The sequence below is a fragment of the Massilimicrobiota sp. An105 genome (assembly GCF_002161155.1).
In the GTDB taxonomy this organism is placed as follows: Bacteria; Bacillota_I; Bacilli_A; order Erysipelotrichales; family Coprobacillaceae; genus Allocoprobacillus; species Allocoprobacillus merdigallinarum.
The window spans coordinates 77615-89866 of record NZ_NFLY01000004.1 but is presented as its reverse complement, the minus strand read 5'-3'; the positions used below and the strand labels follow the sequence as shown (position 1 = coordinate 89866).

9 protein-coding genes and 1 pseudogene are annotated in these 12252 nt (G+C 29.1%); 8 read left to right on the top strand and 2 right to left on the bottom strand.

Going from position 1 to position 12252, the window contains the following annotated elements:
* Positions 1–372: 372 nt before the first annotated feature.
* Positions 373–1368 (top strand): IS1595 family transposase, encoded by a 996-nt coding sequence (locus tag B5E48_RS01915; RefSeq protein WP_087303899.1) that lies wholly within the window; start codon positions 373–375, stop codon positions 1366–1368.
* Positions 1369–1873: 505 nt separating this feature from the next.
* Positions 1874–5815: an ATP-binding cassette domain-containing protein gene (locus tag B5E48_RS01910; protein WP_087303898.1), complete on the top strand. Its 3942-nt coding sequence runs from the start codon at positions 1874–1876 to the stop codon at positions 5813–5815.
* A 380-nt stretch (positions 5816–6195) separates the two neighbouring features.
* On the opposite strand, the pseudogene B5E48_RS01900 reads toward B5E48_RS01910, so the two are convergent.
* Together B5E48_RS01900 and B5E48_RS01895 are read right to left on the bottom strand one after the other, a co-directional pair.
* A pseudogene (locus B5E48_RS01900) lies at positions 6196–7347 on the bottom strand (Shedu immune nuclease family protein).
* A gap of 257 nt (positions 7348–7604) precedes the next feature.
* Entirely contained in the window at positions 7605–8033 is a 429-nt protein-coding gene (locus tag B5E48_RS01895; RefSeq protein ID WP_087303895.1) for a helix-turn-helix domain-containing protein, read from the bottom strand.
* Between the two features lie 159 nt (positions 8034–8192).
* Between B5E48_RS01895 and B5E48_RS01890 the strand changes: the two genes are divergently transcribed.
* From B5E48_RS01890 to B5E48_RS01865, 6 genes are all read left to right on the top strand, one after another.
* Entirely contained in the window at positions 8193–8417 is a 225-nt protein-coding gene (locus tag B5E48_RS01890) for a hypothetical protein (protein ID WP_087303894.1), read from the top strand.
* An 8-nt stretch (positions 8418–8425) separates the two neighbouring features.
* A complete protein-coding gene (locus B5E48_RS01885) occupies positions 8426–8605 on the top strand; it encodes a TnpV protein (RefSeq protein ID WP_241146906.1) in 180 nt (59 codons plus the stop codon).
* 52 nt (positions 8606–8657) lie between these two features.
* Complete coding sequence (locus B5E48_RS01880; protein ID WP_143747000.1) at positions 8658–9008, top strand: hypothetical protein; 351 nt, start codon at positions 8658–8660, stop codon at positions 9006–9008.
* A 132-nt stretch (positions 9009–9140) separates the two neighbouring features.
* Positions 9141–9344 carry a helix-turn-helix domain-containing protein gene (locus B5E48_RS01875; protein WP_087303891.1) on the top strand — a complete coding sequence of 68 codons (204 nt, stop codon included), beginning with the start codon at positions 9141–9143 and terminating at the stop codon, positions 9342–9344.
* Between the two features lie 119 nt (positions 9345–9463).
* Entirely contained in the window at positions 9464–10681 is a 1218-nt protein-coding gene (dcm, locus tag B5E48_RS01870) for a DNA (cytosine-5-)-methyltransferase (RefSeq protein ID WP_087303890.1), read from the top strand.
* Positions 10682–10735: 54 nt separating this feature from the next.
* Entirely contained in the window at positions 10736–12250 is a 1515-nt protein-coding gene (locus B5E48_RS01865) for a Sau3AI family type II restriction endonuclease (RefSeq protein WP_087303889.1), read from the top strand.
* The last annotated feature ends 2 nt before the right edge of the window (positions 12251–12252 follow it).

Here is a 12252-nt window from a genome sequence, read left to right as displayed (position 1 = left end):
AACATTCAAAAAGAAATTTCTACACATATCATCATTATTGAAGAAAAGCTTATTGAAAGTGATATGACTCATAATTTTTGGTTTAGCTTTAGCACAATTTTTTGACATAAACAATGACCCCCATAAATAATTATCAATGTCATTATACATTAATCAAAAAAATGATGACTTCTAAACCAGAGGATAGACTCCGAAAAAACGGCTATGTTAACCCATAGAGATGCTATGATCAAAAATGTTTTTGAATATATAAAAAACATAGTGTTGCTAATGGTGTATACTTATTACTATAAATGTTAAGGTGGTAATAACAATGAAATTGGAAGAAATAAAAAAGAATTAGATCAATTAAATATTGATGATGTTGAAGAATTGCTTCAGTATATCAAAGATAATAAACTTATTAATGACTATACTTCAATAATTTTGGAAGCACTTGAATATAAATATTCAGATTCTTTTATATGTCCGATTTGTGGTTCCTCACATGTAACTAAAAACGGACATTACAAAAATGGACTACAACGTCTTTATTGTCATGAATGTCAAAAATCCTTCTCAATTTATAAAGGAACGATTCTAGAAGGAACAAAACTTCCAATTGTGACATGGTTTAAATATTTGCTTATTATGTCTAAAGATGAGGATTTAAGAGATTGTGCTCAATATGCTGGTGTATCTTTAAAAACTAGTTTTTATATGCGACATAAAATTATGAATGCATTAGCTAATGAGATGAATACTGTAAAATTGGAAGGAATAGCAGAGATAGACGAAACAAATGCCTATATCAGCTATTCAGGAAATTTTAAGAAACAAAATACTAATAAAGAACTTCCTCGAAAATCATATCAAAGAGGAAGAAAAAGCATGAAACATAAATATGGATCATCTTATACCGACAAAATTCAAATAGCATGTGCAGTAGACAGAAAAGGAAATATCTTTTTGAAAGTAGCAAAAATAGGAACAACAACACTTGGAGAAGAAGTCAAATCAATATATGGAGAAGTTATAGAGGGAGTTAGTGATTTATGTACAGATGGTTTTTATGCATATAGAAATTTATGCAAAGAAAAAGGAATTAAACACCATGCATTTAAAAATGGGGACAAAAGAAAAAGAGGAATCTATCATATCAATCATGTCAATTATATCCATTCACAAATAGCTAAGTATACGATTAAACATAATGGGATATCATCAAAATATTTAGATGAATATTTAGCATTAATAGCATACAGAATAAAGTGTAAAAATAGTGACATCAAAACATTTTTTACAGATTTGTTTCAATGTCACTGTACTTTCAGGCGTTCACAGTACATAGGAACTGACTTTATTACTGATAACATCTCTATGGGTTAACATAGCCGAAAAAACGGAGTTAAAACAAGAAAGTATTACAAGTGGCTCAGATGGTCTATGAAATTTTCTTTTATAGAATAAGAGTTAGATAATGTTCTATTGAATTTTTCATAACAATAATCAGTATTCAGCGAATCTATATATAATATATATTTTAGAGAAGTTCTTTAATTCGTTATTTGAACTAATCTGTTTTGTTGCATGAATAATTGTTCCGATTTAACCATAGTATGTTGATATTCTGAAAAGCTTTAATATGGTAATTAATTATTGAATAGAATATTTCTTTCATGAAAATGTAATAATGTTAATTTAAAGATAATTAGGCTAGAGGTAAAATTTTTTTAATTTCTTATTATTATTGAGGACAGCGTTTATTGATGAGATAATATATATACATAACTATATGTTGAAGATTTGTGGATAATAGATATTTTTTGATTTAATTATCAGTACAAATATTCAAAACATTTTAAATTTTTAATGAATAAAAGAGGATATCAATATGGGTAAAAAAAAGAAACAAAAAAAACGCGAAAGGAACACGAAGGATAAATGCAAAATTCAAGAACTGCAGGAATCTAGAGATGGTGGACAGATTGCATTGAGAGGGTACTCTTACCAGTTTTTATATTCATGTAATTTGATTTTATCTTCTGATACTAATACAGTTTTTACGCTAGAAGGAATTGAAGATATTGATGTTATAGAATCTGTTGATGATTGTAGAGAGATTACACACATTCAGTTAAAATACTCTACTCAACGGCAGGATGCTAGTTTTATGGATAGTGTGTTGAAAAATTATCTTGAGGCATATTTGATTGACAAAAATAGATATTTCAAATTAGTATATGATTTTCAAGTTGCAGCTGGAAATTTAAGTAAGTTGTTTTCAGGAAACATTGATAAAAAATCAAGGCAATTCTGGGAAAGTAAAATTGATAATATAAAAAAAGAAACTATTTCATGGAATTGGAATGATTTTAATTTTGATGATTTTATTCAAAGGTTATCTTTCGAAAATGTTAAAAAAGAATCTATAGAAAAAAGCATTGAGAATCTGTTGATAAAAAATTTTAAGATTGAAACTGATAATATTTCTTTATTTGCCAATGGTATAAAAGTATTATGTTTTGATAAAATAGTAAATCGTGCAGAAGTGACAAATAATGAAATAATTCATCTCATAGATGAAATAAAATTTGATATAAGTAAAGGGCCTCAAAATCCAGCTCATTCTTGGATTCAAAGACTTCAGTTTGCTAAAAATGATGAATATTCTTCGGACTATTATGAAGGGAAAAAAGCCACTCCTTCAGATATAGCAAATAACATACCTGTGATACGCCCAACTATTGAAAATGAGATTATTAATTCAATTCACAAAAATACAATCACAATTATCAAAACATCAAGTGGTCAAGGTAAGACTACGCTTGCGCTAAGGGCGATATCTTTATTAGCCGAAGAATACACACCATATCAGATTATAAAATGTAATAACGATGGAGAGTTAGGAAATATTATTGAGTATTTTCGTATGCGTACACGAATAGGGGAAAAACCACTTATTTTACTTGATAATCTTGATGCTCACTTAAGCGAATGGAATTTGCTAGCTCAACTTATGCAAACAAATGTTACATATCATTATAAATTTATTGTAACTTCTCGAGAAAATGATTGGTACAATTATGGTGGAGACATTAGCTGTCTTCATCATTTGCAAATCATTAAACCAACCTTAAGTGAAAAAGAGGCAGAGGATATATATAATGTGCTTAAAAAAGAGAAAAAACTTCATGAGGGTATTACAGATTGGAAAAACGCGTGGGCAAGGATTTCGAATCGTCAACTTCTTATTGAATATGTTTATCTTTTGACTCATGGAGAGATGATTGCTGAACGTATATCTACTCAAATGAAACAAATTGGTAATGCATCAGCGGGTGGTTGCAAGCTTGAAATTTTAAGAAAAGTTTGCTTTGCTGATGTATGTGGTATTAAAATTGAGACTAAATCTCTAATAAATAATTTAATAGTTAAAACAGATATAGATATTGCTGAATTATTGAAAAGCTTAGCTGATGAGTTTCTAGTGCATATTAGTTCAGAAGGTGACTATATTGAGGGGTTGCATCCAGTACGATCACAGCATATTATTAATCGGTTGCATGAATATATTTCTCTTGATGAAACAGCTCTTTCAATTTTAAAGATTGTATCTGATTCTGATATTTCAGTATTATTTTCTCATTTTCCAGAATTCAATTTTGATAAAGAAAAATTTTATACTAATGTTGTTGATATGTGGATTTGTGAACAATGCTTTTCACGTTTTGTTAAAGCAATCCGAGGCTCCTTTTCGGGAAGTGTAATGCAGTATTTTCAAACTCATAGATCGGTGTTTGATTATGCACACAAACATGGTGCATTAATGTTTGTAGCACTAGACTTATGTCCTTTTATAAAAATTAAAGATTATGAACCTGAAGTGGACATGCTGAGAAAAATGTCTGAATTGATGCCTGATAATGGAAATGTTCAATATATGATTGAACTACGTGATTCAATTCCAGAATTTAGAACTTCAAAAACTGATATCTATTGTTTAAGTTTATCCTTGTATTCAAAAATAAAAGAAATTGATTTTAAAAACATTAAAGATTTAGAGTCATATGCAATCATTATTTATTGGCTTTATAATATCGATCCTTCAATGAATTTATCAGTACAAATATCATTAGATGATTTGTGGAATAACGTCGAAAATCATTCTCTTAAAACAGTATCATTGTTAATGTATTCGTCTTACTGTGGAAATGAAGTTAAATATAGAGATTATGTTGAGAATAATCTTTTTGAAATAATTAATTATCTCAAACATAAAACTAATTCTCATAAGATTCTATTAAGCGATGATAAAAAAATAATAAAAGTTGATTATTTGCTTAGAGCTAGTGATATTCTAAAAGGAAATAGTGAAAGTGTTAGCAGATTAACAGATATATGTCGTACACTACCTATATTTGAAAAGTATTGTGCAGATGCAATAAAGCCAGAAATCGATTTATTGAGGACCTACCAAATTCCTAATGATGCACATAAAGAAATGCCTCGAAATAATATAGTGATAACATTTCATCAAGAGTTTAATGAACTATGGTTAAGAACAATAGAAAGTAATTATGAATTTGATACAGTATATGCATGGATTGATTATTGGTTAGATGTTCGTAAATGCGCATGTGATTTGATGTTCGTGAGTTCTGCAATTTTACATAAAATATTGGGTAAAAAGAGATTTGGTGACGCTGGTAAATCTTTTGATCACTTGCATAATCGCTACAATAACATGATGATTGCACATTTGTCATATCCTAGAGAACATCGTCCTTTTGAAAAAACCTCTGAACTACCTATATTGTTCAATAAGGCAAAACAAAAGTATTTTAGTGATATCCAAAATTTTGCTAATCAATTTACTAGTTTTATCCAAAAAGAGGAAAGTGCTAAACGATTGATAATTTATAATTTAAAGGAGGCGTTAGTGGAATTGCATAATGTTCAGAGATTCTTTAATGATATTAGATTAGATAGTGAGCTTCAAAATAAACATATTGAACTATGTGCTCATGAGGAAAATTCTATCCTTGAAACTTATATGTGTTGTGAATACTATTTATCTCATGTTCCTAATGACAATTATAATAAATATCAAACCAAAAATTGGTTTTCATCGATAAAAAAAGCTGAATTAGAAAATATGAATAATACTATGGAAGAATTGATCGTATTGTACGACGCTATTTTACCTATAAGTTCATATTATGATAATACATTTTTGTGCTATCCAATATTGCTAAAAAAATTTGATCTTGCAAATGAGGAAATGATGAATACTTTCCTATATACCGTTATTCCGTTTGCAGAATCTTCGTTTGATTATTTGCTTTTATTGGTTGCAGATGATGAGGGAAAGGTTCTTCCAAATGCAATCAAGTTTCCTAAAAGGCTATTTAAATACTTAGACAATGTCATAAATTTAAGGAAAGAAGAAGAAATGGATTATTTCTCTTCTCCATATCCTTTTGAGGTTACACATCAATTGCTAAAATGCTTTGATGGTGAGTATACACTTCAAGATAAACAACATACAAATGCCAAACTTAGTTGTTTGGTTGATTTGGGTGAGGAGTTATGGATGTATTCTAAAAATCGTGAATTTCTTGTTGATAAAGAGGATAGGCAATATCTTTCTGATAATCTAACTGAGATAAAAAGACGAATTGATGAGATGATAAAAGATATGGAAACAAAAGTAAGTGAAGATATTTTATCGGATATAAAGGCAATGTGTTTAAAGGTATATAGTGGAGATTCATTTGATGATGAAACATACAATAAATTAATATCTTATGTTCAAACAGCAGTAACTTCTTGATTATGTTGTGTGCAAAGCTAAACTGTAGAAATTAACGATTTAAACATAATTACAAATTGATCTTTAAAAAATAATTTGTAACAAAAGCTAATATAATTCATATAACATAAATAATGAGAGTTCCAAAACGAATTGAAAATAATTTGGAAGATGTACTTAATTTGAGGTCATATTGAGCATATAATACAATTTATAATATTAAAAAATGATGTAATTAGTACATATTAGATAAGATTAATAATAAAATGTAATATAACATAAGAGAAAATGACTTATAGAGTCGAATTTTATTAGTAATCCAATGAAAAAAGCCTTTAAATAAAGGCTTTTTTTGATGTTTAGGCGAGGATTACTATCAAAATGCTACCAATTGACGCAATTTAATCTTTTTTTAAACGTAATTTTAATGAATAAATAATATTCTCAAGACGAATCACTAGATCATCATATGTCATGATGTCAGTAATATGTTTGTATTGACGTTTTATTAGTTCAAAATCATGTCTTTGTTGATTATTAAACTGATTACTTCTACCCAATAGCAGAATTCCTTGCGGATTTAGAGCTATAGGTTTGATATTTGGTGGTAATGAATTTTGCAATATAGAAAAAAATTCATTCTTATCAGGGTCTAGTTTATTTAAACATACCAAATATTTTTCTATTTGTTAAATTGAGCCAGATAAATTCTTGACTGGTACATAATTGTTGCGGTAAGAAGATTGTTTTGTTAAAATTTGAGTATCTGGTTTTTTGATTTCTAAAATATCAATATAACCATTGGCATCAACTAAGACAAAATCGGGTTTTTTATCATAATTATCAATACCTCTAAATTGCATTTCCCTTTTACAAAGGATATATTTTGGATAAATGAGTTGTAAAATTGAGCAAATCTTCTTTTGCCAATATACTTCGGTATGTTCTTTGTCATTTAATAATTCTTTTAATTCATCTAAAGCAGTTGTGAATTGTTCTAACTCTATTTCAATATTTTTAGAATATTCCTCCTCTTCATTTTTAATAAAAGATACTTGTTTTTTTCTAGATAAATATTTTTTGTATATATATTCATATTTATCGATTTGTGGTAAGGCTTCTTTTAAAATAGAGGAAATTCTATTTTTTGAATAATGCTCTAACTCGGTAGAGGTGGGGAATTGTCGCAACAATTCTAAATATAAATCAAAGGATATTTCGAAATTATGTTCATCTTCATTACCTACATAAAAATCAAAAGTAATAAGTTTGTCTAATTTTTTGATAATACTAATTCTATATGGTGCAACAAATAATTTTTCTTTAAAATCAATTGTACTAAGAAAATAAAAATTATTTTTAACTTCAAAAATGTCATTGTTAAGCTTTATGTATTTTTCTTCTTTTTTTCCAATTATAAAATGTAGTGATCCTTCTTTAATATTGATTAAATCTTTTTCTTGTACAAAAAATGTATTTTTAACCTTATAGCCTTTGTTATATATTTTATCTAAAATATAATCAAAACCTGATTGAGGAGTATAGACACACATTAATTCATTATCGACTATTTTAAATTCTAATTCCATATATTCTCTCCATGTTGGTAAAACTTTTTAGATGGTATTCATTTATTTGATTGACCACATTACACAGGTCGCAAATTAGAACTTTTAAAAAAACGAAAATTACTTCTCACTCTTGATAGAAATATCTAGATATTCCATTTAATTTAGGAATTGTCAAAAATATTAATTATCTATATGTGCTTAATGGTCAATCAAATTCATTTAATGATGGGCTAATATATTTATCCTTTGTAATTAATCTTCCACTCTATGTAATCATCATTGCTGATTTTTTTGGATTTAAGATCAGCTTTTTTATTTGCCCATTGTAATAAGAAATCTGAAAATAGTGGATTGTTTAAATCGAGTAGAAGTTTACCATCGTGTTCAATGATTTCGACAGGGAGACCACCTTCATCCCAGTCAAATAATGTAAAAACCAAATCTAAAGCGTCAGTCTTTTCTTTACTGCTTAGATATAAAGAATCAATTTGAAGAGCATCACTGATTTTTTCTAATAAATCTTCTTTTGGAGTTCTTTTTCCATTTTCGTATTGAGAAATTCGCGTTCTTCCGTTTTCTCCTCCGCCTAAACCGATTTTTTCGGCTAGTTCTTCTTGTTTCATACCTCTAAACAAACGAACGAAACGAATTCTTTGCCCTATATCCATGGTTTCACCTCGATTCATATAAAGGGTCAAGTTAATTATATCATGTATAATATCTAAAGAGAACAAAAAAGTTAACAAAAGTGTTGACGTTAACAAATATGTTTAATATAATATACGTGAATAAAAAAGTTTAACAACTTTGAGAAAGGAGAGATTAAGATGTCAAACAAATTGTTCATGACAGCCCAAGAAGTGGCCGATACATTGGGAATGTCAAAAGCTTACGCTTATAAGTTGATTCAAGAAATGAATCAGGAAATGGTCAAAGGAGGATATGTAGTTCTCCACGGTAAGATCAATCGATCTTTCTTGTTGAATGCCAAATTAAATAAAAAGAAAAACATCCTGGTCATTACCTTGCTTTACGAGCAAAAGATGAACTGAATGAAGAATTGATTCGTATGGATAAAGAGTTAAATCAACGCTATGAAATCCTTATCGAACAATATAAACTGTCAAGAAATATTACAGAAGAATTAAAAGAACAAGATCAAATGAGATGGGTTCAAGAGATGAATAGCATAAGAGTCATGGTAGAAGAAATGTTGATCAATGAAATCATGGCTATGTAAATCAAAACAATATCAGAAAGATTTTTATAAGAAGATAAAAGGAGAAATAATTATGACTTTATATGAAAAATTTAAAGAAAAATATCTAAGCGACAATCTTATTGATTTCTTTATCGAAAAAAGAAAGTTCATATTAGAAAATAATAAGAAAGACTATTTGGATTATCTAATTAAAGAAGGTCTGTTGGAAGAAGACATCACTAACGTAGCTAAGATGTCATTAGATTTATTTATTGCACAGGCGCAAATGATATTGATCCATGATAAGGAAATTGTTGAAACTTATTCAAAACTAAATAAGAAACAAAAATCTATGTTATTTAGTGAGATTAATAAAAAACTTCGTTGCATGGTGTTAAATGAAATAACATATGGAGCGGAACTTGAACAGTATCAACGTTGATGAATAAATGTTAATAAGCCTCTAGCCCTGAGGCTTTTTCAATTTAACAAATAAAAAATCCAATTATATGAAAAAACTATTCAATTATATGATGATAATTGATATAATTTTATTGTCGAAAGGAAAATCAATATGCAAGTCAGTTATAATAATTTATTCAAAAAATTAATTGATAAAGGTTTGAAAAAGACGGAATTTGCAAAAGAAGCTGGAATTTCTCCTGGGACTTTAGCAAAGTTGTCAAAAAATGAGACTATTTCGATGGAAAATTTATTAAAGATTTATAAGTTTTTAGGTTGCAATAGTTTTGATGAAATCATAGAAGTTATTGATTGATTTTCTTTTTTGAGCTGAGGCTCATTTCGGTATGGAATCATGATCTATCGTTTGATAGTGTTCAAGGCAAAGCTTAGATTCCAAAAAAATAAGTGAGAAGTGTAAACTAGGAGGACTTTATGAACAAAACAATATGTGAATTATTTGCCGGTGTAGGAGGATTTAGATTAGGTTTTGAAAGAGCCGATTCTGGATGGAAAACTACATGGTTTTCACAATGGGAACCAGGGGCGAGAACACAATGGGCAAATCAGTGCTATGTGCAACATTTTGGAGATTCACCAGATATAAATGGGGAATTTCATACTTGTGAAGATATTTCTACTGTAGATAAAAATGCTATTCCAGACCATACCCTTTTGGTTGGTGGATTTCCTTGCCAAGATTATTCAGTAGCTCAATCGTTATCTAGCTCAAAAGGTATCGAAGGAAAAAAAGGAGTTCTATGGTGGCAAATTAGAGATACCATCGAAGCAAAGAAACCAGCATTTTGTATTTTTGAAAATGTTGATAGATTATTAAAATCTCCAGCAAAGCAACGTGGGAGAGATTTTGGTATCATCTTAAGTTGTTTGAATACCTTAGGATATTCTGCTGAGTGGAGAGTGATAAATGCTGCTGAATATGGTGCGGCACAACGCAGAAGAAGAGTATTTATCTTTGCATATAGAAATGATACGGTTTATGCTGATTCAGTAAAAGAAATGGACGAATTATCACTGATCAATTCAGATGGATTCATGGCGAAATCTTTTCCGATTGAACAAGTAGAGAATTGTTTTGAAGGAACTTTGATGAATGATTTATTAGAAATGACAGATAAATTTTCATTTGATTTTAAATCAGCTGGATTGATGAGAAACGGAAAAATATATACAAATAATGTCGTTCCAGTAATGGAGATACCTATACTATTGGGAGATATCTTACAGTCTAATGTTGACGAAAGTTTTTATATAACAAACGAAAAAATGAGCAAATGGACTTATTTGAAAGGTGCGAAAAAAATAAATCGTGTATCAAAGACAGGGCATGAGTATGTCTTTTCAGAGGGTCCTATTGCTTTTCCGGATTCATGGGATAAACCAGGTAGAACCATGCTTACTAGCGAATCTACTTTGAATAGAAGCACACATGTCGTTTCAGATCCTGGAACAGGAAGATTGAGAACATTGACTCCAATCGAAGCAGAACGTTTGCAAGGTTTCGATGACGATTGGACTAATAGTGGAATGCCTAATAGGATGAGATTCTTTTGCATGGGGAATGCATTGGTAGTACCAATGATCACAAGAATGGCAAAAGTTTTGGATAAAATAATCGATAAAGAACAATGATCTTATGTTTTAGGCATAAGATTTTTGTGCATATAGGGAAAGAGGGTGATAGATATGAAGTTATTTGATTATGATGATACAGATATCAATAGTATTTATTCATATGCAAAAAAATTGGAAGGAATGACCTTTCATGAGGTATTGGAAGAATATGAAAAAAGTCCAATAAAAAGTTATGGAGGGAATTTATATGATGCATATGCCAATTTTGAAAATATGGTAGTAAGAGAAAAAACAGTAGAATATGGTTTTGGAGCATCTTTGAATGACAAAGCGAAAGGTCAATTGGGTAATTTTATAGAAAAATACTATTTTGGTTATGATCCAAATGGTAATCAAGAAGCGGATTTTAATAAGATAGGATTAGAATTAAAACAAACACCTATTGATAAGACGAAAAAAGGTGAATATCGAGCAGGAGAAAGACTGTCCATAACAAATATTTCTTACAATGAACCTGTAGAAGAAGATTTCTATAAAAGTCATGTATGGGAAAAAATTAAATGTATCCTTTTGATTCATTATTTGAGGGACAAGTCCATAGAACGTTTGGATTATGTCATTAAATTTGTAAATTTATTTAGTCCGCCTAAGGATGATCTTAAGATAATCATCGATGACTATAATCAGATCAATGAAAAAATCAAACAAGGAAAAGCTCATGAATTAAGCGAAGGAGATACGATGTATCTGGGAGCTTGTACGAAAGGCGCAACTGCCAAAAAAAGCATGCGACCACAATATTATGGTGATCATACTTTAGCTAAGAAAAGAAATTATTGTTTTAAAGTATCTTACATGAATTATGTTTTGAAAAATTATATCCTTCAAAACAATGTGCCGTGTGAATCAATAATAAAAGAAGACATCAAAACAAATTTCCAAGAGCATGTTGTATCTTTGATAAATAAGCACATTGGCATGACAGATAAAGAATTATGTGAAATGTATGATCGCCCTTATAACAATAACAAAGCACAATGGAATGATCTTACATTCCGAATGTTAGGAATCAAAGGTAATCATGCTGCAGAATTTCAAAAAGCAAATATCGTGGTCAAGACCATACGAATAGAAGAAAATGGAAAGAATAGAGAAAATATGTCTTTTGCACCATTTAAATTTAAAGAACTTGTACAAGAAGAATGGGAAGATTCGACAGTATTCAATTATTTTGATTTAACGCAATTCTTATTTGTAGTTTTCAAAAGAGTTAATGATGTTTATGTACTACAGAAAGCAAAATTTTGGCATATGCCTTACTATGATTTGAATGACATCGTAAAAAATGAATGGCAAAAATATAAAAATATAATCAAAAGTGGAGTGATTTTCGAAAAGGTTAAAAATGTAAATGGCGAATTAGAAATTCAGAATAATTTGCCTGGAATGAAAGAAACTGAAATCATACATATACGACCACATGCACAAAAATCCGCTTATAAATTAAATGATGGATTTATAAAAGGCAATGTTGAAAGAGATGCAGATGAATTGCCGAATGGTGAATGGATGACAAAACAAAGTTTTTGGTTGAATAAGCAATATGTATTAAAACAATTAAAGTAAGG

Coding starts and splice junctions, on each gene's coding strand:
- B5E48_RS01880 (WP_143747000.1), top strand. CDS start 8,658: ATGACTTTATATGAAAAATTTAAAGAAAAATATCTAAGCGACAATCTT.
- B5E48_RS01895 (WP_087303895.1), bottom strand. CDS start 8,033: ATGGATATAGGGCAAAGAATTCGTTTCGTTCGTTTGTTTAGAGGTATG.
- B5E48_RS01890 (WP_087303894.1), top strand. CDS start 8,193: ATGTCAAACAAATTGTTCATGACAGCCCAAGAAGTGGCCGATACATTG.
- dcm (WP_087303890.1), top strand. CDS start 9,464: ATGAACAAAACAATATGTGAATTATTTGCCGGTGTAGGAGGATTTAGA.
- B5E48_RS01865 (WP_087303889.1), top strand. CDS start 10,736: ATGAAGTTATTTGATTATGATGATACAGATATCAATAGTATTTATTCA.
- B5E48_RS01875 (WP_087303891.1), top strand. CDS start 9,141: ATGCAAGTCAGTTATAATAATTTATTCAAAAAATTAATTGATAAAGGT.
- B5E48_RS01910 (WP_087303898.1), top strand. CDS start 1,874: ATGGGTAAAAAAAAGAAACAAAAAAAACGCGAAAGGAACACGAAGGAT.